The organism is Gracilibacillus phocaeensis (assembly GCF_900626275.1).
GTDB lineage: Bacteria > Bacillota > Bacilli > Bacillales > Amphibacillaceae > Gracilibacillus > Gracilibacillus timonensis.
Genome location: NZ_LR131144.1, coordinates 328,528 through 351,005, shown reverse-complemented (window position 1 = coordinate 351,005; position 22,478 = coordinate 328,528). Strand labels below are relative to the sequence as shown.

Below are 22,478 nucleotides of genomic sequence, written 5' to 3'. Positions count from 1 at the left end.
GACAGGGTTTTGTAGAATTTTTACCGATCCATCGCCAAATACAAGGCACCTTTGACACCGGCTTCGTCTGTTAAGCCTGGAGCGACTATATAACGATCGATTTCTTTTTCTGTTAAATAAGGAGAGCTGACATAGCCATTCAGCATTTCCAAGACATTTTTACGAATTAACGGGAATAATTGTGCTTGTTTCATCACACCGCCACCCATAATAATTCGCTCAGGAGAAAGAATGTAAATGTAGTTGGTTAACGCTTGGGCAAGGTAGTATGCCTCCATCTCCCATACTTTCTCATCATCTGCTAATTCCTGCCCTTTTTTACCCCATCTTTGCTCTAAGGCTGGTCCGGCAGCAAGCCCTTCCAGACAGTCTTTATGATACGGACAAGCGCCTTCAAAATTATCATCGGGATGGCGGATTACCCTTATATGTCCCATTTCTGGATGTGACAGCCCTTTAAGCGTTTGACCGTTGAAGTAAGCTCCTGCACCAATCCCTGTCCCCACGGTTATGTATAAACACGTATCAACATCGGTTGCATTCCCCCACTTCGCCTCTGACATCGCTGCCACGTTTACGTCAGAATCAATCTCGATTGGAACCTGGAGCGCTTCCTTTAACGTTGCCCCTAGTGGATAATCTACCCAATCTAGTTTGGGTGTTTTTTGGAGTTGTCCATATGTATCGCTTTGCTTATTAATATCAATTGGTCCGAATCCTCCTACCCCTAAACGATCAATTCCTTTTCCTTCAAAAAAGGCAATGATCTTCGGGACCGTAATATCGGGATGTTCGGTTGGAATAATTTCCTTTTCCAGAATATCACCTTGATCGGTTCCTACACCTAATACAAATTTTGTTCCACCAGCTTCAATTGCACCTAATTTCACTATGATTGCCTCCTCTTCAACTTCCCTGATAATAGCTCAAATGCTTTTTATTATCCTCTTTTATTCTAGCATAATCACCACGGATAATGTATATTTTTCAGCTAATTTGTCAAAGAAAACAGGGCAAAATCTGTCTGGTTCTTTATTGCTAATCAAAAGAGATGTGACTGCCGATAAGGAGGTATTCATGAAAACTTTTCGTTACAGCTGTATATCCCTATCTGCTATCACATTTCAGAAAATTTTCGTACCATTTTCCACTGGTTGATCGGGCGTTAACAAAATAACATCCCCATCGCTCGGCACACCGCCCAAAACCAACACCTCGGACCGGAAACCGGCAATGCGTATCACTGGAAAATTAACTACTGCCGTTATTTGTTTCCCTATTAATTGTGTAGGTGAATATCGGTTGGTAATTTGAGCAGAGGATTGTTTTACACCAAGTTCTCCAAAATCTATTCTTAATTTGATAGCAGGCTTTTTAGCTCCCTCTAAATAATCGGCATCTATAATAGTACCCAATCTTAGGTCCAGCTTCAAAAAGTCTTCTATTGTTGCCATCTAACCACCTCTTCTTTTTCCATAATATACTTTGACATTTCACTTCAATTTATCTTATAATAACAATTCAGTGTCTATTTTTCACCTCTATTGCTGTCGGAAAAAGTCGGTAAGCTATTACTTAAGTCTCAATCTTTTTCGACCAACCCTCACCCTATCAACCTTTATAAAAAACAATGACAAATCCAAATACTTTTTTATTGTCAAAATGCCCTGCATCATTTAAAATACAATATATAGACAACAAAGAGTTCAAAACATCAATATATTGTATTTGCTGGTTAGCAATATTACATAACACTATTAAATATAAATCGCTCTTTCGGGCGCTTTTATTATGTATATGGAGGGCTTTAATTATGACAACAACGGAAGCAAACAGTATCAGGCATTCAGTCATCAATGCATTACAACAAGCTGGGGAAACATTCGACTTAGATACCAAAGAAATTCAGCAACGCATTGAACAAACAACAAAATCAGACCAGGAAACAACACAAGAAGCCTTATTCTACTCGTTAAACCAAATTGCGATGGATCAACCGGATTGGACGTTTGTAGCTGCTCATTTTCACTTGGATAACCTATATCGGGAAGCTGCTTCTAACCGCGGCTACGATGGCGAGCAAAAATACGGCAGCCTGTATGAATTGGTTCATACTCTGACAGATATCGGCATCTACTCAACGGATTTATTAGCATCTTACAGCAAAGAAGAACTAGATTCTTTACAAACCGCTATTGAACCAGAGCGAGATAAGCTCTTCAACTATATTGGATTATTCTTACTTGCCGATCGCTATCTGGCACGTGATCATGAACGTAACCTTTACGAACTGCCTCAGGAACGTTTTATGATCATTGCCATGACACTTATGCAAAAAGAGGCACCAGAAAAACGACTAGATCTGGTAAAGGAAGCATACTGGGCCTTAAGCAACCTGTATATGACCGTAGCAACCCCTACCTTATCCAATGCCGGTAAAAGCTATGGACAACTATCGTCTTGTTTCATTGATACGGTAGACGACTCGCTTGATGGCATTTATCTAAACAATTGGGATATTGCCCGCCTTAGTAAAGATGGTGGTGGTATTGGTATCTATTACGGCAAAGTCCGTGCGTTAGGCTCCGACATTAAGAAGTTTAAAGGCAATTCTTCTGGAGTAGTACCATGGATCCGCCTTGTTAATGATACCGCCGTTAGTGTCGATCAATTAGGACAACGCCAAGGAGCCGTTGCCATCTATCTCGACGTATTCCACAAGGATATTATGAACGGCTTCTTAGATTTAAAAACGAATAATGGAGACGAACGACGTAAAGCACACGATATCTTCTCTGGAGTGTCCATCCCAGATTTATTCATGCAGCAGCTGCAAGAACGGGATGAGCAAGGCAAGAGTGTAGGTGAATGGCATACATTCTGCCCACATCAAGTGAAGCAAACGATGGGCTGGAAAGATGAAGATGGTAATCCACTCGGACTAGAGGATTTCTATGACGAAGAAAACGAGAAATATTTCTCTGAAAAATATTGGGAAGCAGTAAACCACCCATTATTACCAAGAAAAACGTATCGCGCCATGGATATTATGGCTCGTATCATGGTCGCACAGTTAGAGACAGGTACCCCGTATATGTTCTATCGTGATGAAGTCAATCGACAAAATCCGAATAAACATAAACGCGGCATCGGTAAAACATCGATCTATTGTAGTAATTTATGTACAGAGATTGCACAAAACATGTCAGCTACATCCATCACCAAGGAATATCAAGATGAAGACGGCAATATCGTAATTATCCGTAAACCAGGTGATTTTGTCGTATGTAATCTATCTTCTGTTAACTTGGCAAATGCGGTTCGCGCAGAAGTCTTGGAGCGTCTTGTCGCTATTCAGGTTCGCATGCTGGATAACGTGATTGATCTTAATACGATTTCTGTTGGTCAGGCACAAGCAACCAACAAGAAATACCGGGCAGTTGGCTTAGGTACATTCGGCTGGCACCACCTATTGGCGCTAGAGAACATCCACTGGGAATCAGAGGAAGCTGTTAATTATGCGGATAAAGTCTATGAGGACATTGCTTATTATACGATTAAGGCGTCGATGGAATTGGCTCAGGAAAAAGGTTCGTACAACGAATTTGAAGGATCCGAATGGCAAACTGGCGTCTACTTTGACCGTCGTGATTATACGACAGACCGTTGGCAAGAGTTACGCCAACAAGTTGCCGAAAAAGGAATGCGTAATGGCTGGTTAATGGCCGTTGCCCCTAACTCTTCTACCGCTAAGATCGGCGGTTCAACAGATGGGATTGATCCAATCTATAACGTAGAATATGCCGAAGAGAAGAAAAACTTTAAATTTAAAGTAACGGCACCTGACTTGGATCACGTCACTTATAACTATTATCGCCGTGCACGTCATGAGTTAGACCAGTTATGGAGTATCAGACAAAACGCGAAGAGACAGCGTCATATTGATCAGGCGATCAGCTTTAACCTCTATGTCCGTCACGACATCAAAGCCGTTGATCTATTAAACTTACACGTAGCTGCATGGGAAAATCGATTAAAAACAACCTACTATGTCCGAAGCACATCACAAACAGAGATTGAAGAATGTGAGGCATGTCATAGTTAATCGATCGAGACACAATTGAAAACACAAGCGGTGAGACCAAGCAAAACGGATCGGAATATTTACACAGTCGTTTACACTGGGCTCACTGCTTGCATGTAATAAAGGAGGATATGGGTAGCATGACACAAGTGGATCAAACCCTAAACAGAATAAAACTATTAAATCCAACTCATCCCAATAAATCAACTGGTATTATCAATGGCGAATCTTCTGGTGTACTTAATTGGAATGATATCGCCTATCCACAAATGTATGACTTATATCAAACATTACTGGCGAACTTTTGGAAGGCACAAGAAATCAATATGCAAGATGATATCAAGCAATGGGATAACCTAACTGATATCGAAAAAAATGTTTTCTTACGTATTAATACACAACTTGCTTCTTTAGATAGCTTGCAAACACCAACCATGTCACATGTCATGGACTATGTAACTGATTCCAGCTTTAAGGCAATTTTTGCGGTTATCTCACAACAAGAAGCGGTACACAACGAATCGTATTCTTATATTTTGAGTTCTTTAGTCCCTATCAGCGAGCAAAACAAACGGTTTAATCAAGCAAAAGAGGATCCAATTGTCCAGAAAAGAAACCAATTAATCTTAGATAGTTATGAGGCATTCCGGGAGCAACCTACGCCACAGCGTTTATTTGAATTAGCGATTAATTCGATTAATCTGGAGGGTATTTATTTTTACGCTGGTTTTGCCTTCTTCTATCATCTTGCACGGCAGCAAAAAATGTTAAAAACAAGCACCATGATTAGCTATATTCAGCGTGATGAGATGCAGCATGCCTATTTTGTCGCACAGTTTGTTCGTATTTTATTGACCGAAAATCCAGAACTAAATACACCCGAAAATATCCAGTATGCCTATGATACAATCAATCGAGCGGTAGAGCTAGAGAAGGAATGGGCAGATTACATTCTAAAGGATATCGAAGGGATTGACCTGGACGAATTCCATGGTTATGTCGAATATTTAGCCAACAAACGATGTCGTCAAATTGGTTTAGATAACTATTATCCAGATCAAGAAAATCCTATGCAGTGGATTCATGTGTTTAGTGATGAAATGATGAATGAAACAAAATCAGATTTCTTTGAACAAAAATCAAGAACGTATACAAAAGTTTCTTCTTCCAATGGATTTGATGAATTATAATAAAGGAGGTGTTGCTGTATGAAGGCTGCAGTTATTTATACATCAGTTACTGGCAATACAGCGACATTAGCAGAAATGATTCATGAACATATGGAAAAACGCGGCGTGGTAACCGACCTAATCCCCGTAGATGATTTTAATCCCGCTCAACTAACGGATTATGACATCATTGCGGTCGGTACGTATTCTTGGGATAACGGGGAGCTGCCAATGGAGATGGAAGAGCTATTTGAGGCATTTGAAGATGAAGATGTCCAACAGATAACAACTGGTGTATTTGGCACTGGTGACAGTTTCTTTGCCAGCTTCTGCGGTGCTGTCGATCTTTTCCGTGATATGCTCTATGCCCAAAGCAACCTAGCGGTCACGCTGAAGGTGGAACTCACTCCCCAAAAAGGGGATATCAGCAAATGTGATACATTTTGCGATCGTTTGACTAGCCGAGTAGCTGTTACTTCCTAGTCAGTTGGCATTCGTTGCATATAGTGAGTAAGTGTTGAATAATTGATTTTGTGCTATAATAGATATTGTCTGAATGCCCGAGCTATTGCCATACCGTGGTGATAGCCTTCTTTTTTTATCTATTGGAACATAAGGAGGATTTTCTATATGATCGAGTACTTGCTTGTATTATTAGGTGCAGCGATTCCCTGGCTGGAGATCGCTTTGGTTATACCGGTAGCGATTGTGACCGGGTTAAACCCTGTGCTAGTGGTTTTAGTGGCCTTTATTGGCAATATGATCACTATCTTCCCTTTAATTATTGGCTTTGATAAATTGAAGCAATGGCTGATGAAAAAACAAAATAACAATTCGAAACGTTCCGCACGAGCTCGTAAACTTTGGGATAAATATGGATTGCCAGGTATGTTATTACTGGGGCCCATCTTAATTGGTTCTCACATAGCCGCTTTTATCGGGATGACCTTAGGTGCTAGCAAACAGGCAACCATGACTTGGTCCATCATCAGTATAGCAGGCTGGTCCCTCGTCTTCGGACTCGTAACAGCATTAGGGTTCGACCTGTTTGTCCAGACATAACATCAGAAATATTTGTTAATTACTTTACTAATGGAGGGCCTAATGATGACGTTCTACAACATCCTGATATTGATTCATATTTTATCGGCTATCATCGGGATTGGGCCAGGTTTTGTGCTGACAACCATCGTGAAGCATGCCCATACCATGACAGATATTCGTTTTGCCTTCACGGTCAAGCGTCGTCTGCATCATTTCATCCAAGTCGGAGGAGCTCTATTATTGTTGTCTGGATTACTGTTAGGTGTTATAACCCCTTCTCTTTTTCAACAAGGCTGGTATCTAACGAGCCTTGTCCTGTATCTCCTCGTGCTTATCTTAGGCGCTACTCTTTTGCGAAAGATCTCTGCCCCCATCAGACAGATGCTGGCGGATCAAACCTTAACGGAGACGCCAGCTTATTATCATGAGTTGAGGAACAGACTATTACGAGTCGAGTACGCTGTCAACGCGCTCTTGCTTGTCATTATACTGTTGATGGTACTCAAGCCATTCTGATACAACATGTTTCCCATACTCTGCATCACAAAATAATAAGATAATAAGAAATCAAAAGCCTATTCAAAGCGGCAATCCCCTATCAACACGATCAGTTTGGAGTTTTTCATTTTATTATAGTTATGGGATGATTTCTCCATAGTAGCAGCTCCTATTCATTAGATATGATTCGCTATAAGTTGGCTTTCCAACGCATTAAAAACGAAAGAAATTGTCAAAGAATCGCTTTTCATGTTGGCACCTGCATGATTTTGTCCATGAATAGTTATTGTTTACCGTTGTTTCGTCTATTATAATAAGGGTATATCATGCTTTATGACCACGCTTAAACTCCTATTATTTAGCCTGGAGGTTATTATGGAAGGAAATGCTTTGGATAACTTGCTGGAACTTGTGAACAATGCACTGCCTGATAATCAGCTATATATCGGGCGTATCGACGGAGATACTTTTACCTTATTACGCATTCTCGATCAGGGTGATACCAACTTAAAAGCTTATGAAAATAAACCGATTGCCTTATCAGAAACATACTGTCATCAAGTATTTATCACGAAAGCACCTGTTATGATCAAAAATACCGCAGCAAATCGCAAAACCAAGAGCTTGCCATTCACCAAACAGTTGGCATTCCGCTCTTATGCAGGCGTGCCAATTTATTATCAAGATGGAAGCCTATTTGGATCATTATGTGCCATCAACCTCAAGCCCGGGCAATTTGATCATCACACGATGGAAGTGTTAGAAAAGTTTTCGCGGCTCTTTGCCCATCTAATGGAACTAGAAAAACAAGCCAAACAAGATATGTTGACCAAAACCTACAACCGTCGTTATTTGCACGAGTATTTTGAAAAGGCCTCCATCAAAGGTACCTTGCTATCGATTGATTTAGATGGTTTTAAAGAGGTAAATGATTGTTATGGACATGCTGCTGGGAACGAAATCTTAATCGAGGTAACCCGCCGCTTAGAGCAGAACCTGCGTGAGCAAGATAGGCTATTCCGTTTGGGCGGGGATGAGTTTATTATCATACTGCCTGGGTCACCGAATGAGTCTTTTTCTCGTACCTGTGCCCAAGCCATCATTGCTTCCTTGTCTGAATGGAGTGATTTCTCACCTGCTATCGATATATCAGTCAGTATTGGCATTGTCCATTATCAAAATAAACAGTCATTAAAAAAATTATTGCAAATAGCAGATGAGGGGCTTTATCAAGCAAAACAACAAGGCAAGGGAAAATTCACGATGATGCCGAGTGGATAACAGGTAGATCGGCTTGTTTGCCATTATCCATTAATAAGCAGACAACAATAGCGATAAAGCCAACAGTCCAAATACAATGATAACAAGCCACGATTTTTTATCCCATACTTTTGTTTTTTGATAGTAATAGATATTATCTATTATCAACGTCACGACAAGAAGCAGATTAGCTAACCCTACGTAAATCGGATCAAATTCTTGTATTATACCATAGATTAAAAAACCGACCATGGCCATGGCAGTGATTAATTGAACCGCCAGCAAAGCTTTTGGCTTCGGATATTTGATGCGTTTATCATTCTCAAAGAAAATCCCCATCGTATACTCCCTTTCTATTTAAAACACGGATAATGCCCCAACTCTTTGACAGGCTTCTTGTAATCGGTGGGGTTCATCCAATAAACCTATCCGCACAAACCCTTCACCTGTTTCACCAAAACCATTACCAGGTGCGACAACCACATGTGCTTCTTCCAGCAGTAAGTCAGCAAATGCTTCGGAGCCATAGCCTTTAGGCACGGGCATCCATACGAAAAAGGAGCCCTGAGCTGTTCCACCTTTCCAGCCTATCGCTTCAGCTGCCTGTAAAAAGGTATCCCTGCGTTCCCGATAGGTTCGATTCAACTGTTCCATGGCTGTTTGACCATGGTCTAATGCCTCTTTAGCGGCCATCTGAATGGCACCAAAAAGGCTGACATAATAATGATCCTGTATCAATTCCAATGCCTTGATTACTGATGGGTTACCGATTGCAAAGGCAACACGCCATCCCGCCATATTAAACGACTTCGAAAGGGTATACATCTCCACCCCAACCTCTTTTGCACCTTCTGATTGCAGGAAACTTTGCGGTTTGCTGTCTTCAAACCCAATCGAGCCGTAAGCAAAGTCATGGACAACACAAATGTGATGCCGCTTAGCTACCTCGATCGTTTCATCAAAAAACGCTTTTGTCGCAATAGCTGCCGTAGGATTATTGGGGTAATTCAAAAACATTAGCTTGGCCTGCTCTAAATCAGTGGCGGCCATTTGCTGATAATTCGGAAGAAATTGTCTCTCCGCTTTTAGAGGCATATAAACCGCTTCAGCACCCGCTAAGCTAATACCAGACATATAATCAGGATAACCAGGATCAGGAACTAACACTTTATCACCAGCGTTTAACAGGCATTGGCTTATTTCCACCAAACCTGTCTTGGAACCAAATAAAATGGCCACCTCTGTCTTCGGATCCACCTCTACCCCATATTCTCGCTGATAAAAATCGGCAATCGCTTCTTTTAAAAAGGGAAATCCTTGAAAAGGGGCATATTTATGAAATTTGCGATGAGTGGCAGCCCGCTGTAAAGCCTCCACAATAAAATCGGGTGTAGGCAAATCGGGATTGCCTTGTCCCAGATTAATGACATCGTGCCCTTGTTGGATTAAGTTTTGCGTTTTTTTAACTAATTGAGCAAAAAATTGTTCCGGCAATCGTTTTAATGCCGCTGCATATTCAAACTCGATCATTTACTTCACTCTCCATACAGTTCAGGTACCCTGCTGTCAAACACAGGAATATTTTTTCTCATAGTTGCCACTTCTTCCAGATCGATGGCTGCTTTGATCGTAGCTTCTGTTTCACTGGCACCTTTCTCTACTAATACACCGGCTGGATTAATCACCAAGGAATCACCAGCAAACTGGGTGTCATTACAACTGCCGCTGCTATTGGCTGCCATCATAAAACATTGATTCTCGATTGCTCGTGCATGCAGAAGATAACGCCAGTGATCTTTTCGCGCAGCCGGCCATTGTGCCACGACATGAATCACTTCCGCCTTTTGTAAGGCCAAGTCCCTTAACAATTCTGGAAAACGCAGGTCATAACAAATAGCCAGCCCCATCTTGACACCATCTAATGCAAAGACCCGTCCCTTGCGTTCACCACCTTGCAAATAGATCGGTTCATCCAACATGGGTACAAGGTGCATCTTGTCATATTCATAGATAAGCTCACCAGCTCGATTGAAGACATAAGCTGTATTATAGATACCTTTCGCCTTTTGATTGGCAATCGATCCACCTATAATATTCACCTGAAAATCGCGAGCCATGGAGCTTAAAAATGGAATCGTAATTTCTCCGTTTTGGTCAGCGATTTCTTCCAATTGATCCAAGGCATAACCTGTATTCCACATTTCTGGAAGCACCAGTACATCCGGATTGTCTTGCACCATTTGTGCCTCAATCCACTTTGTTATTTTTGCTCGATTGGCTGAAGGATCTGCCACCATCACATCCATTTGATAAATGGCATATTTCATTTGCCTGCACCCCACTTTTGTCTCTTTTCTTTATTGTAAAGCATCGGCGGCCATTACGCGAATAAAGCGTGATTACCACTATAAAGACCGAAGCTTTTCCTCAATCAACGCTGCCGATTGCGCCGGACTGGACACAGAAGTATCGATCTCTACATCATACGAATGTCCGTCGTGAACTGCATGCTGCCAGCGCTGTACAGGTAATGGGATCGTCCCATCTTCTTGATAACCAGCACCCCATGTAGCTAACCTGCGCTTCATAATGATATCAATCGGGCAATGAATCCCTACCAACAACACAGGAAGCCCTTGCAAAATTGCCCGACAACATGAAAAGATGTCACGCTTTTGCGAATAAAAATCATGATGACCAACGTCTACCACCACATTCAAACCGAGACGGCTATGGGCAGCAATCGATTGATATAACCCTTGATACATTTGCACAATAGTCTCTTCCAAATCCGGTCGTTCGCCTCCAGGACGCAAGCCGATGCCTGGTTGAAATTGCTGAGGGATCATTTTCATATAATGATCCACACCAATATTAAGCCATACCCCTGGAAAAGTGGCTTGTATTTCTTCTACAATCGATGACTTCCCCGAACGTGGCGGTCCATTCAAAATCACGATATGACCATACGCATCACTCGACAAATTGACCCCTCCTACTTGCCGTCATTCCGGCATTTTCATTAGACTTTTCGTTCTTTTTTTCATATACTTGATAAAATAAGGAAAAAGGAGTGCCTCATCATGCCTACCTGTCCCTCGTGCCAAAGCAAATGGAATTGGAAGCAGACTATGAAGGCTTGGGTGACCTTTGACCACGGCTTATGTTGTCCAATTTGTCATCAAAAACAATTCCCCACCAGAAAGACAAGAACATACAGCTTCTTCTTATCGATCATTCCATCGATGGCTCTGGTGCTGCTTTTGTTTGATGTGCCTGCTAGATGGGCAATCAGTTATCTGATCATTAGTGCTCTCATTGTTCTCATGATCTATCCTTTTACCCTGACACTTACTGAGGATGAGAAAATCTATTAATGGGCATGAATCACAAGCTCTTCCCACTGTTTATCCGCATCGGCGATCGTCTGGTTGATTTCTCGATTCAATTCATCCAGTTGGGTTAAGGTACGTTCTACTTGTCCATACATTTCATCTACCTGTTCCGCTGATTGATTAATTTTATCCTGGACAAACCAGTCGACAATTAATCCATCGAGAAAATAATCGGCAAAAGTGAGCCCACCTGAGATATTCATATCTGCTTGAAAGCTTTGCCCGATATCATTTAATTCATAAGAAAATTTCCGCAGCAAACGCTGTGCATCATGCGAAGCTTGCTTGGCATCATCGATATGACCATGCTTTATCGCTGTGGTAAAGGCGCCGCCTCCAATCATATCGGCCGCTCCCCAATTCTTTGCCTTAGATAAGGCCTCCTGCGTCTCTGCAAGCTTTTCCCTTACCTTCATACCTGCGTCCACGGCTTCCGCTATTTCCGTTTGCTCATCCTTCATATCTCCCAGTTTCTCCAAAATAGTTAAGGCCTGTTGACCTGTCTCATGGCCCATATCCAGTAAATGCTGATATCTTTCATCTAACAATTGCTGATAGCGCAAATCCGGCTCGCCTAGCTCCGAAATCTTGCTTTGCACATGATGCCTATCCTCTTTCAAATCGGCAACTGACTCCCGCACCTCTTGATACTGTAGTTGAACCTTGGTAACATCTTGCTTCTCTTGATCCAATTTATCTTCCTTTTGACCAATCAATGTATAAAATAGATTGGTCAAGCTCACGGATTCTAGTTTCTCCACATCTACTTTCTCTTCTTGGAGTTTGGCATGATAATCTGCTTGTTGCTGTTCCAAAGAATCTAACTCAATCGTGAGATTTTTTTGTTCTTGCTGGAGCCGCTGCAGCTTTCGTTTGTCTTGCTGTGCCTTCGTTATTTTTTGATAAAGTGTATCCATATTCATCACCTCTCTCTTTGTTACGAATCATTATTCTGTTTTGTTTCACGTTGATCCATTTCTTCTCGTACGCTTTCCATCCGATCCGCTAAGGAAGGGTGGCTCGATCGAAAGAACGCAATCCATTCAGCAGGCTGAATATCCGCCTTTGACTGTTCGGCCATCTGCTGGTAACTGGCCAAGGCAGGCTCCAGATTATCGGTATGCTCAATCGCATAAGCGTCTGCCTGTTTTTCCATTAATCGTGAAACCGATAACTCGATCGGTCCGGCAAGCATCAAGATCACAACTGTTATCGTCAAAAGCCGGGCCAGGGCAGGTATTGTATAAGTCTTTCGCCACCTTTTAGTCCATTGCTGCAAAGCGAGTAAGATAAGCAGACTGCCTAGCAAATATAAACCTACTCCCCAATAGACATGATGGAATAAATAATGGGCAATCTCATGCGCCATAATATAAAGCACCTCATCTGTTTCCATACCGGCTACTGTCGTATCCCATAGGACAATCCGCATATGGTCAAAAATGCCATTCACGTAGGCATTATAGGTAGAAACTTTCTCGCTTTTGTTGACGACTAACAGGGTCGCATCCGCGATGTCCGCTTCCGTCAATAATTCCTCTATTTCCATGCGTAGTTCTCCCTGTTCCAATGGAGAAAAATCATCAAATAACGGGTCAATCCAAATCGGCTGGATAAACGTAATAAAAAGCACCACTGGTATCGCCAATACCCATACGATCATTCCCCACCACGCCGGCCATTTCTTGATGATCCACTGCACCACGCATACAATCAGCGAGAGAGCAAACCAAAAAAGCAGGCTATTTAATATACTGTCGGTTAACCAAGACCAAATCGTTTGCGTTCGTACCCCTTCATGAATCCCAATCCAATACCACACCAGGCGAAAAGGAAAATGGAGCAGGTAATCCAAAACCATTAACAATGTCGTAAAGAGGATTGCTTTTCTGAACAAAGAGGGCATGTCGTCCAGCCTTTGCAGTATCTTTGTTTTCGTTTGCAACACATATAACAACAAGAGCTGCAGCGGCCACATGGCAAAGAAAAAAGCATGGGCCAATGCACCATAACGAGTGTCCCCAAAGGAATCTAACGGATAAAAGAAATAAAAATAACCAAAAATAAGGAGGACATAAACCGTGTAAGCAAGTATGATTTTTTTCATCAAACGTCTCCTGCACCTTTATTTTGAGCAAATTAACAATAGCCCCTTATCGAACAAAGATAAGAGGCCATTCCTTCTAATAAATCAAACTTAAAAACTCTTCTTCACTTATTTTACCTAAATAATGAGAAATATCAATATCTTTAACGGCCTCGGAAATCGCCTGACGCTCATAACGAACTCCTTGTAATAACGATTCTAACTCCTTCACATCGCCAACACCAAAGAAATCACCATAAATCGTACATTGCTCAATCATGCCTTTCTGAACATCTAAGCGAAGATCGACCAGACCACCATCGAATTTATGGGAGCGCTGCAGGTTAAAGGCAGGTGATTTACCATAATTCCATTCCCACTTTTGATAACGCTCTTCCGACAATTGATAGATATTAGCCCAATCTTCTTCTGTCAATACATATTGAGGGACCTCTTCAAGGCTTTCCACTTCAAAGATATATCGTAAAATATGCTCTTTTAGCTCTTTCACCGATATTTTTTCATCGACAAATTCCGAGATATTGGCGACCCGACTGCGAATCGATTTAATCCCTTTTGATTTTATTTTTTCTGTTTTGACATTAAGGGAACGTACCACATTTTCTATTTCTGAATCATACATCAAGGTGCCATGACTGAACATACGTCCTTTCGTGGTAAATTGAGCATTTCCGGAAATTTTACGACCGTCTGCGACCAAGTCATTACGACCTTTTAATTCCGCTGGGACACCAAGCTGACGCAGAGCATCCACCACTGGTTCAGTAAACTTGGCGAAATTTTGGAAGCTGTCTCCGTCGTCTTTTGTAATAAAACTAAAATTTAAGTTACCTTCATCATGATAAACTGCGCCACCGCCAGACAAACGCCGCACTACTTTGATTCCTTCTGCTTCTACATAATCGGTGTTAATTTCTTCAATCGTGTTTTGATTTTTCCCAATAATGATGGATGGACCGTTTATGTAAAATAATAAATACGTATCCTCTTCACCGAAATGCTTCAACACATATTCTTCTATAGCCAAATTAACTTGTGGATCGGTAATTCCTTTATTATCAATAAATTTCATTTAAGTATCTCCTTTCGATTCCTTCTTTATTTAGTATAAAAGATGTAGAATCATAACTCAATTTATTTGAAATTGTACTAATACAAACGTTTGATTTTTTCATTTTGTTATAATACAATAAAAAACACAGTTTGATAGATTGCATGTCAAATGGTGTCATTGTGCGGATGATAATCATAGCGATGTTGCTACTATGATTTGCCGCTAACTTGTGTTGTCTTTTGCCTTATACCTTGATGTCTTCATCCCATTTTATCCTGCCCATCACTAGGATGATGTACATTCCCATCCAATCCATAAGAGGTATAGGTGAAAGACACGCATCTGCAGCTATTTATTAGCTGCTTTTTTGTGTTGCCATGAGAGGCAATTCTCTTTTCATGATCACGTCCCAGGCTTCAACCATTGATCCCTTTTATCTTATAATAAAAGTAGATGGTCTCACACGTTTCCATATCCCTAAGAACATTATCACTGGAAAGCTATATTCACCTAAGAAAATCCGAGCAACCCCCGCCCGGCGCTTTACCGACCACTCAAAGTAGCCACTGAACTGCCGATAAGATAGATTATGTAAAGTATCTAGTTCCATTATTCCATGTGGTAAAGTTGATTGTTTGTCAGTGCTAGATGGCGCTCCGAAAATAGGTTCCTCTGGGTAGTAGCACTACAATCGAATGACTGCTAGGATGTAGGATTCTAGGCACCATCATCATGCTAGATAAACTTGTTCAGAGAATGATTCGATCATACATTATGGTTTTTATAAATGAAAGAATTATTTTGTAGCGTGATCCATGACATATCCGAAAAATAAGTTGACGATTTTCTCCTTTTGCTACAATACTGTCTAGGCACCTAGAACCCTTCATTCTAGCAGTAACAACCATTGTTGTACTTTTACTTAGCGGAGGGAATATGCGGAGACTCCTATGGGACCAGGACGAGCTGAAGATCCACTAAAAAGTGCTCTTCTTTTTAGTTAGCTGAAGCCGGCCCCATGGAAAGCGTAGCATATTCCCGCAGCGCTTGCTTTGCACAGATAAAACGATCAAACTCACCACTAGAGAAAGCAAACTACTTTACATAATCTATCTTATCGGTACCACCATTCGTTCAAGGTCAGAATCATTCCAAGACCTATCATTCCAAGGATTTTATGCTTTCCTTGCTTATAAAAAAAGAGCGGATACTTCCCCGCCCTTTTCTGTATTTTATCGATATAAATTTGCTAGATAATTCCTTTTGTCTCCGTTGCCATAAAATCTAAGATATCCTGTACAGCAGCTTCTCCTTGGTCTATACAATCAGGAAGCCCAATCCCTTTATAAGGACTTCCAGCTACAAACACGCCAGGAAGATCCGCTGCCAAATGGTCTTCTAGTTCTTCGACCATTTGTTTATGGTTAATACCATATTGCGGCATCGCGTCATTCCAGCGTGATACGATGGAAAACAACGGCTGCCCTTCGATATTCATAATCTTATTCAAATCATGTAAAACGATCTCTTCCAATGCCTCATCCGATAAATCAACAATATCTTCATCACCAGGTCGTCCAACATAACAGCGCAGCAAAGCCTTACCTTCTGGAGCGACGTTTACCGGCCATTTTTTATGCGTCCATGTACAAGCCGTGATACGGTAATTACTATTTCGAGATACGACAAATCCCGTACCATCAATATCTTCTTTAATGGCAGAATGATCAAAAGCCAAGGCTACATTAGCGACAGAGGTTGCTTTTATATTGGTTAATTCATCCGCAAAATCAAACGACTTTAATACTTTTTTCATCACCGGATAAGGAGTAGCGATCAGGACAATATCAGATGTCTTGTCAGGACCTTTTTTCATATGCAATTGATAGGCTTCCCCTTGTCTCTCAATGCTTTCCACGGTGCTTCCCGTTTGAACAGTACCCTCGGAAAGTTGTGCCTCTATCGCCTGCACAAACGTCTCTAATCCACCTTGAATACTGTAGAATTTGCTTTCTTTTTTCCCAGGAGTCGAGGATGGTGCTGGTAACGTCTTACGCAACCCTTTCATTAAACTACCATATTCTTGTTCCAACTGATAGAAATTTGGAAAAGTAGCCATTAAGCTTAAATCGTCAATATCCCCAGCATAAATCCCTGATAACAATGGCTCAATCAAATTCTCCACTGCTTCATCACCAAGACGACGGCGAAAGAATTTTCCTAACGATTGATCTGCTGCTGCTTCTCCTTTTGGTAAGACGAAATCCATACAAGCCCGTAATTTCCCTGTCATGCTAAACAGACTCGATTGGAGGAAAGGCCTAACCTGTGTTGGTATGCCCATATGCGACCCTTGAGGCATACTATGTAGCTTATCCCCCACTAATATATAGGATTTTCCTGTTCCATTCTTCACAAGTTTATCTCCTATTCCTACATCACGTGCCAGTCTTTCCGCCGATTGTTTTCGAATTAAAAAGGAATCCGGTCCTCGTTCAATTGTAAAACCTTCCCGATGTTCGGTTTGAATCTTACCGCCCAATTTTTGGCTCGCTTCCAATAGCTCCACTCGATAGTCTAGTCGTGCCTCTTTGATTTGTTTCTCCAGATAGTAAGCAGCCGTTAAACCAGTTATTCCGCCGCCTATAATCGTAATTTTTTTCATGAGGTAGCAACACTTTTGGATTTAGACACGACTATTTCAGCGAGCGTATCAATAAATGCTGGTGCGGTATTGGGCATCGGTGGACGATAGTAAGCAGCTCCGATATCATCACAGACCTTCTTACACTCATAGTCATTATCATAAAGAACTTCTAAGTGGTCGGCAACAAAACCAACTGGAGCATAAATAAAAGAGCGATATCCTTTCTGCTCATATAAATCTCTTGTTAAATCCTGAACATCAGGTCCCAACCATGGATCTGGGGTATTTCCTTCACTTTGCCAGCCGATTTCTACATGTTCAATACCTGTCTCTTGTTGAATGCGTGCAGCTGTCGCTTCCAATTGTTTTGGATAAGGATCACCATCTTGCAAAATTTTCTCTGGTAAGCTATGTGCGGATACAATCAGTACAGCCCGATCCTTGTCCTCAATCTTTTGATATTCTTGTTTAATCACATCTGCCCAGTAGCCAATGAATCCATCTGCCAGATACCAGCTCTCAATCGATTCGATCGTAATATGGTGTTTCTTAGCTTCTTCCTGAGCTCGGCCATTATAAGATTTGACACTAAAAGTAGAATAATGTGGTGCTAATACAAGCGAAACCGCCTCCGTGATACCATCCTTAGCCATTTGCTCAACGGCGTCTTCCACAAACGGTTCAATATGTTTTAAGCCCAAATAATGAACGAACTCTACTTCATCTTGCATCTGATTGGCGTATTGTTCAATGGCCTTCGCTTGTTCTCGCGTAATTCGAGCAAGCGGAGAAATTCCGCCAATCGCTCGATATCGCTCCGTTAAATCATCGAGCATCTCCTGCGTCGGCTTACGACCATGGCGAATATCGGTATAATATCGTTCAATATCCGCTTCTTGATAAGGTGTGCCATAAGCCATCACCAATAATCCTACTTTTTTCTTTGCCATAAAGAAACATTCCTTTCTTACTAAATTCATTAAGATGCTTTTTATCATGTATTGTCATTGTTGTCGCTATTTTATTGTTTATTCCATCAACGCTTAAGGTGAACTAGCATAGTCTTGCTATATCTATTTCCCTTTATCTTTGTGAATATTCATGAATAAAAGCCGTCAATTGCTTCAAACGTTCTGGATCCACTTCAGGAACAACACCGTGGCCCAGGTTAAAGATATGAGCTGGTTGTGCTTTTCCTTCATCAATAATCTGCTTCGCCTTTTCTTTTGCCATTTCCCAATCAGATAACAAAAAGGCTGGATCCAAATTTCCTTGTAGCGGCTTGGTAATACCTAGATGGCGAGCCTCACTAATCGACAAGCGCCAATCTAAACCAATCACATCAACGGGTAATTCATTCCACTCGTGGATTAAATGACTCGCCCCTACACCAAAGATAATTAATGGAACTTTGAGCTCACGTAATTCACTAAAAATACGCTGCATCACCGGCTTGATATACTTGCGATAATCGGCTGCATGTAATGCCCCGACCCATGAATCAAAAATTTGAATGGCCTGAGCACCAGCATGAACTTGTGCCTTTACATAGCTGATCGTCATATCAGCCAAGACATCCATTAACGCAAACCATGCCTTTTCGTCACTATACATCATGCCTTTCGTTTTGTGGTAATTCTTCGACGGACCGCCTTCAATCATGTAACTAGCCAGTGTAAAAGGGGCGCCGCTGAAACCTATTAAAGGCACATTCAACTGTTCTTTGGTTAACAGACGAATTGTGTCTAAAACGTAAGGCACGTCACTTTCTGCATCAATCGTTCCTAATTTCTCAATATCACGCAATGATTGGATCGGCTGGTCAATCACAGGTCCAATCCCTGATTTGATTTCCACATCGACACCTATTGCCGGTAGTGGGGACATAATATCCTTATAAAGTACAGCAGCGTCCACATCATACATCTCTACGGGCAACCTGGTCACATAAGCACAGAGTTCTGGCTGATGCGTAATTTCAAACAAGGAATACTTTTCCTTTAATTTTCGATATTCTTTTTGTGATCTCCCTGCCTGCCGCATATACCAAACAGGAGTGTAGTCGGTCGCTTCTCCACGAAACGCCTTTAAAATCGTATCATTAAATGTCGTCATTCGTTTCACCCTTTTTTTCTTTCCATTTCACTATAGAAGGTTTGAGCGTTTCTGTATAGTGTTTTTTAAAATGTTCATTAATTTGTACGAATCAGTGTTGTCTATTAAAACTAAAAACCTGCAATGTTCGACGGTTCACCAGTCTGCTTCGTTAATGGGTTATAAGGTACAATATAATATTCTTTTGTCTGAATAAGAGAGAGTAATTGAATCGTGTAATCGCCTTGTCCTTCTATCTCACCAAGCAGCTGATCACCCTCACCATCCCGTTGATAAATGCGATAGACAATGCGGTCATCGTCACCTGTTGTCCAGCTTAAATTCCCCTGTATGATCGAAAAGCCACCAAATTTCAGATTCACCTGCAGGTCATCAATCACTGGCAGGTTTTCAATCGGTTCAGGAAGGTCTTCTACATCTGCTGGCACTTCGAAACTTTCCGCCAACGAAGTGCGTTTATCGATTTCTGTCAGGATGGCTTTCGTTAAGCGAACAGCTGCTTCGGAACCAGTTGTTAAATAGTTATCCTCGGTCGCCTTGTCATAACCGATCCAAGCAGCAGATACATAATCAGGTGTTACCCCGGCAAACCAAGCATCCTTCACTTCTCCAGGTACTTCCGGATGTTGGGTAGAGCCCGTTTTACCCGCGAGTGCTTTATTATATTCACCGGCAGTTCCTGTACCTTCGGTGATAACCGCCTCCATCATTCGAAGTATATTCCAGGCATTCTGTGGTTGAAATACTTGCGCTCGCTTTTGTTCACTGCTCTTTAGTTCCTCGCCCTGTTGTTTATAAATCTTTTGAATACTTTTTGATTGTTGCCATTCTCCCTGGTGAATAAACGTGCGATAAGCCTCGGTAATCTGAATCGGTGTTAAGCCTTTTTTTAAGCCACCTAAAGCCATCGCTAATCCATTGTCCTCTAATGATATATCCATTTTTTCTAAGCTGGATTTACTGTAGTCGATACCAATTTGATCCAATAACCATACAGCTGGTGCATTTCTTGACTGAAGCAAAGCTTGATACATGGTAACTTCTCCTTGGTATTGTCCATCGGCATTATTAACATGATAACCATCATAGTCAATGTCTCGATCAGGCAGAAGGTCATACGGCTGGTAACTTCCTTGTTCCAAGGCTGGGCCATATACAGCTAAAGGCTTGATTACCGATCCTGGCTGTTTAGGTGTGAGTAAATGATTGGTATCCCCTAACTGAAAGGAGCGATTTGCGAGCAACACCTTTAATGCCCCTGTCTCTTGATCCATTAATACAAAACTGCTCGACATGTTTTGATTTGATCCAGAGAAAAATTGATCATCCTGCATTTGCTGATAAGCCACTTGCTGCATCTCTAGGTCTATATTTACTTCGATCGTGTAACCTCCGCGCTTTAATGCCTCTCTACTTAAATCATATGCTTGTTCTGCTTCTTCTAACACATAGGCAAAATAATCATCCAGCCATGGTTCCCGTTCCTCCGGCTGGTCTGCCACTTTTATTTCCTTGGCCTGTAATTCCAAAAGCTCTTCCGTTGAAATTTCCCCTTCATTAGCCAGCTGCTGCAATACCAAATCTCTGCGCTGTTTGGCCTCCTCGATATCATGATGCGGCGAATAGCTATTGGGCGCCTTCACCATCGCTGCAAGTAACGCCCCTTCATCGATAGTCAAATCAGCAATTGGCTTGTTAAAAAAGTAATCAGCCGCTGTTCCTATTCCGTAAATGCCATGTGCTAAATAAATCTCGTTTAAATATAATTCTAAAATATCAGATTTCGTATAATTCCGTTCTAAATAAACAGAAGCCATCACTTCTTTGGTTTTTCTCATCCATGACTTGTCATTTTGCAGGAATAAGTTCTTGGCTAATTGCTGTGTAATCGTGCTGCCACCTTCTGCTTTACTCATGGTGATCACATCGCGATAAACCGCCCGTGCTACGGCAGGCAGTGAAATTCCTGCATGTTGATAAAAATCTTGATCTTCTACCGCCAGAAAGGCCTTTTCCACATGATCAGGTATTTGTTCCAATGTGGCGTAATCTCTATTCTCCGTATATAGTTTACCTAATAGTGTCCCATCTTCTGCGACAACGCGAGAGGTTGTTGGTAAAATAACAGCCTTTTCGTCGAATACAAATCGTCCGCCGAATACAATAAACAAATAACCTAACAAGGCAATCAGGAACATGGAAGAAGCAATCAAGACAATCCATTTATATGGTTTGATTTTCTTTATAAAGGCCAGCCAATATTCTTTGATGTTATTATTTTTCAAGCTTGTTCACCACCTTCTTTCCTTAGGATATGTTGTTACCTGCAAAACCATTTATCGAAATCGTATTTTAAGACAAATGTTTGACATCCATCGTGTTGTATATAGCATTTATCTTGACTGATTTCAAAAAAACAAGCGATGGACTTCGTTCTTCGCTGCTAAGCTAAGATTCCAAATACAGCAACTTTTCATGGAATCATGGTGATAGAGACATATGATGATTCCTATTTTTCGTCCTTATTACCAGTAATCAAGCTGCCGATAAGATCGACTATGTAAAATAGTCCATGCAATCATTTGGAGAGATGGAGGAAATAGTTCTTCGTGCAACCAAATCCAAATTTGGAATGTGTTCTTGGGACTTATCTTAGGAAATAGTAATACGGTGGTGCAGACTAATAGAATACTTCATATTTATGATGTAATCTCCCTAATTAATCACAGTTCATATACGTAGAACCTCTAAGCCCTGCAGTGATAAAAATTGTAGCACTGTTACCTAGCGGAGGGAATATGCGGAGACTCCTATGGGAACAGGACGAGCTGAAGATCCACTAAAAAGTGTTTTTCTTTTTAGTTAGCTGAAGCCGTCCCCATGGAAAGCGAAGCATATTCCCGGAGCGCTTGCCTTGCTCAGAAAAAACTGACAAACTCACTGCATGGGAAAATGACTACTTTACATAATCGATCTTATGTCGTTTTGCTATTTTGACGTTATCTCATAACTTCTGTCCAATTTCAAATGCAACACAGCCCTAAATACTATAACAGGCTACCTATCATTCACCTTGCCTAAAAAAAGACAACAACATTATTTTAT

Annotated in this window: 20 protein-coding genes; 7 read left to right on the top strand and 13 right to left on the bottom strand. The window is 41.3% G+C overall.

All coding sequences use genetic code 11. The annotated features are described in order from the left end of the window. Positions 1–20 precede the first annotated feature (20 nt). Both E0E32_RS09390 and csaA read right to left on the bottom strand, forming a co-directional pair. Positions 21–890, bottom strand: coding sequence for an ROK family protein (locus E0E32_RS09390; RefSeq protein ID WP_078060091.1), 870 nt, complete (start codon positions 888–890; stop codon positions 21–23). A gap of 234 nt (positions 891–1,124) precedes the next feature. Next, on the bottom strand, positions 1,125–1,454 hold the full coding sequence (gene csaA, locus E0E32_RS09385) for a chaperone CsaA (RefSeq protein WP_130859667.1): 330 nt from the start codon (positions 1,452–1,454) through the stop codon (positions 1,125–1,127). A gap of 359 nt (positions 1,455–1,813) precedes the next feature. Between csaA and E0E32_RS09380 the strand changes: the two genes are divergently transcribed. From E0E32_RS09380 to E0E32_RS09355, 6 genes are all read left to right on the top strand, one after another. Next, positions 1,814–4,105 carry a ribonucleoside-diphosphate reductase subunit alpha gene (locus E0E32_RS09380; RefSeq protein ID WP_130859666.1) on the top strand — a complete coding sequence of 764 codons (2,292 nt, stop codon included), beginning with the start codon at positions 1,814–1,816 and terminating at the stop codon, positions 4,103–4,105. Between the two features lie 119 nt (positions 4,106–4,224). Continuing rightward, positions 4,225–5,274 (top strand): ribonucleotide-diphosphate reductase subunit beta, encoded by a 1,050-nt coding sequence (locus E0E32_RS09375; protein WP_130859665.1) that lies wholly within the window; start codon positions 4,225–4,227, stop codon positions 5,272–5,274. An 18-nt stretch (positions 5,275–5,292) separates the two neighbouring features. Continuing rightward, positions 5,293–5,736: a flavodoxin domain-containing protein gene (locus E0E32_RS09370; RefSeq protein ID WP_066191975.1), complete on the top strand. Its 444-nt coding sequence runs from the start codon at positions 5,293–5,295 to the stop codon at positions 5,734–5,736. A 147-nt stretch (positions 5,737–5,883) separates the two neighbouring features. Further along, positions 5,884–6,315 (top strand): small multi-drug export protein, encoded by a 432-nt coding sequence (locus E0E32_RS09365; RefSeq protein WP_066191973.1) that lies wholly within the window; start codon positions 5,884–5,886, stop codon positions 6,313–6,315. A gap of 45 nt (positions 6,316–6,360) precedes the next feature. Then, positions 6,361–6,813 carry a DUF2269 family protein gene (locus tag E0E32_RS09360; RefSeq protein ID WP_286171856.1) on the top strand — a complete coding sequence of 151 codons (453 nt, stop codon included), beginning with the start codon at positions 6,361–6,363 and terminating at the stop codon, positions 6,811–6,813. A gap of 357 nt (positions 6,814–7,170) precedes the next feature. Next, complete coding sequence (locus E0E32_RS09355) at positions 7,171–8,076, top strand: sensor domain-containing diguanylate cyclase (RefSeq protein WP_165445005.1); 906 nt, start codon at positions 7,171–7,173, stop codon at positions 8,074–8,076. 30 nt (positions 8,077–8,106) lie between these two features. On the opposite strand, the gene E0E32_RS09350 is transcribed toward E0E32_RS09355, so the two are convergent. The 4 genes from E0E32_RS09350 to E0E32_RS09335 form a co-directional block, all read right to left on the bottom strand. Next, positions 8,107–8,394 carry a hypothetical protein gene (locus tag E0E32_RS09350; RefSeq protein WP_066191967.1) on the bottom strand — a complete coding sequence of 96 codons (288 nt, stop codon included), beginning with the start codon at positions 8,392–8,394 and terminating at the stop codon, positions 8,107–8,109. Positions 8,395–8,412: 18 nt separating this feature from the next. Continuing rightward, a complete protein-coding gene (locus tag E0E32_RS09345) occupies positions 8,413–9,585 on the bottom strand; it encodes a pyridoxal phosphate-dependent aminotransferase (protein ID WP_130859662.1) in 1,173 nt (390 codons plus the stop codon). Between the two features lie 5 nt (positions 9,586–9,590). After that, positions 9,591–10,382, bottom strand: coding sequence for a carbon-nitrogen family hydrolase (locus tag E0E32_RS09340; protein ID WP_130859661.1), 792 nt, complete (start codon positions 10,380–10,382; stop codon positions 9,591–9,593). Positions 10,383–10,460: 78 nt separating this feature from the next. Then, positions 10,461–11,039 (bottom strand): chloramphenicol phosphotransferase CPT family protein, encoded by a 579-nt coding sequence (locus tag E0E32_RS09335; RefSeq protein ID WP_066191961.1) that lies wholly within the window; start codon positions 11,037–11,039, stop codon positions 10,461–10,463. Positions 11,040–11,138: 99 nt separating this feature from the next. On the opposite strand from E0E32_RS09335, the gene E0E32_RS09330 reads away from it, so the two are divergent. After that, positions 11,139–11,432 carry a TIGR04104 family putative zinc finger protein gene (locus tag E0E32_RS09330; RefSeq protein ID WP_130859660.1) on the top strand — a complete coding sequence of 98 codons (294 nt, stop codon included), beginning with the start codon at positions 11,139–11,141 and terminating at the stop codon, positions 11,430–11,432. Here E0E32_RS09330 and E0E32_RS09325 read toward each other — a convergent pair. The 7 genes from E0E32_RS09325 to E0E32_RS09295 all read right to left on the bottom strand — a co-directional run bounded on the left by E0E32_RS09325 (position 11,429) and on the right by E0E32_RS09295 (position 21,658). Next, positions 11,429–12,373 carry a hypothetical protein gene (locus E0E32_RS09325; RefSeq protein ID WP_130859659.1) on the bottom strand — a complete coding sequence of 315 codons (945 nt, stop codon included), beginning with the start codon at positions 12,371–12,373 and terminating at the stop codon, positions 11,429–11,431. The genes E0E32_RS09330 and E0E32_RS09325 overlap by 4 nt on opposite strands. Positions 12,374–12,387: 14 nt before the next feature. Next, positions 12,388–13,557, bottom strand: coding sequence for a M48 family metalloprotease (locus E0E32_RS09320; RefSeq protein WP_066191953.1), 1,170 nt, complete (start codon positions 13,555–13,557; stop codon positions 12,388–12,390). A gap of 76 nt (positions 13,558–13,633) precedes the next feature. Next, on the bottom strand, positions 13,634–14,629 hold the full coding sequence (gene lplA, locus E0E32_RS09315; RefSeq protein ID WP_066191951.1) for a lipoate--protein ligase: 996 nt from the start codon (positions 14,627–14,629) through the stop codon (positions 13,634–13,636). Between the two features lie 1,231 nt (positions 14,630–15,860). Then, positions 15,861–17,276 (bottom strand): protoporphyrinogen oxidase, encoded by a 1,416-nt coding sequence (hemY, locus tag E0E32_RS09310; RefSeq protein WP_130859658.1) that lies wholly within the window; start codon positions 17,274–17,276, stop codon positions 15,861–15,863. Continuing rightward, a complete protein-coding gene (gene hemH / locus E0E32_RS09305) occupies positions 17,273–18,208 on the bottom strand; it encodes a ferrochelatase (RefSeq protein ID WP_130859657.1) in 936 nt (311 codons plus the stop codon). Before hemH ends, hemY begins: the two co-directional genes overlap by 4 nt. A 133-nt stretch (positions 18,209–18,341) precedes the next feature. Further along, positions 18,342–19,373, bottom strand: coding sequence for a uroporphyrinogen decarboxylase (gene hemE / locus E0E32_RS09300; protein WP_066191944.1), 1,032 nt, complete (start codon positions 19,371–19,373; stop codon positions 18,342–18,344). Positions 19,374–19,483: 110 nt separating this feature from the next. Continuing rightward, positions 19,484–21,658, bottom strand: a complete 2,175-nt coding sequence (locus E0E32_RS09295) for a transglycosylase domain-containing protein (RefSeq protein WP_235817524.1) — start codon at positions 21,656–21,658, stop codon at positions 19,484–19,486. Positions 21,659–22,478: the final 820 nt, after the last annotated feature.

What these genes read in the sequence shown, in the direction of transcription:
- csaA (WP_130859667.1), bottom strand. Translation starts at nt 1,454, where the DNA reads ATGGCAACAATAGAAGACTTTTTGAAGCTGGACCTAAGATTGGGTACT.
- E0E32_RS09380 (WP_130859666.1), top strand. Translation starts at nt 1,814, where the DNA reads ATGACAACAACGGAAGCAAACAGTATCAGGCATTCAGTCATCAATGCA.
- E0E32_RS09375 (WP_130859665.1), top strand. Translation starts at nt 4,225, where the DNA reads ATGACACAAGTGGATCAAACCCTAAACAGAATAAAACTATTAAATCCA.
- E0E32_RS09370 (WP_066191975.1), top strand. Translation starts at nt 5,293, where the DNA reads ATGAAGGCTGCAGTTATTTATACATCAGTTACTGGCAATACAGCGACA.
- E0E32_RS09365 (WP_066191973.1), top strand. Translation starts at nt 5,884, where the DNA reads ATGATCGAGTACTTGCTTGTATTATTAGGTGCAGCGATTCCCTGGCTG.
- E0E32_RS09360 (WP_286171856.1), top strand. Translation starts at nt 6,361, where the DNA reads ATGACGTTCTACAACATCCTGATATTGATTCATATTTTATCGGCTATC.
- E0E32_RS09355 (WP_165445005.1), top strand. Translation starts at nt 7,171, where the DNA reads ATGGAAGGAAATGCTTTGGATAACTTGCTGGAACTTGTGAACAATGCA.
- E0E32_RS09350 (WP_066191967.1), bottom strand. Translation starts at nt 8,394, where the DNA reads ATGGGGATTTTCTTTGAGAATGATAAACGCATCAAATATCCGAAGCCA.
- E0E32_RS09345 (WP_130859662.1), bottom strand. Translation starts at nt 9,585, where the DNA reads ATGATCGAGTTTGAATATGCAGCGGCATTAAAACGATTGCCGGAACAA.
- E0E32_RS09340 (WP_130859661.1), bottom strand. Translation starts at nt 10,382, where the DNA reads ATGAAATATGCCATTTATCAAATGGATGTGATGGTGGCAGATCCTTCA.
- E0E32_RS09330 (WP_130859660.1), top strand. Translation starts at nt 11,139, where the DNA reads ATGCCTACCTGTCCCTCGTGCCAAAGCAAATGGAATTGGAAGCAGACT.
- E0E32_RS09325 (WP_130859659.1), bottom strand. Translation starts at nt 12,373, where the DNA reads ATGAATATGGATACACTTTATCAAAAAATAACGAAGGCACAGCAAGAC.
- E0E32_RS09320 (WP_066191953.1), bottom strand. Translation starts at nt 13,557, where the DNA reads ATGAAAAAAATCATACTTGCTTACACGGTTTATGTCCTCCTTATTTTT.
- lplA (WP_066191951.1), bottom strand. Translation starts at nt 14,629, where the DNA reads ATGAAATTTATTGATAATAAAGGAATTACCGATCCACAAGTTAATTTG.
- hemY (WP_130859658.1), bottom strand. Translation starts at nt 17,276, where the DNA reads ATGAAAAAAATTACGATTATAGGCGGCGGAATAACTGGTTTAACGGCT.
- hemH (WP_130859657.1), bottom strand. Translation starts at nt 18,208, where the DNA reads ATGGCAAAGAAAAAAGTAGGATTATTGGTGATGGCTTATGGCACACCT.
- hemE (WP_066191944.1), bottom strand. Translation starts at nt 19,373, where the DNA reads ATGACGACATTTAATGATACGATTTTAAAGGCGTTTCGTGGAGAAGCG.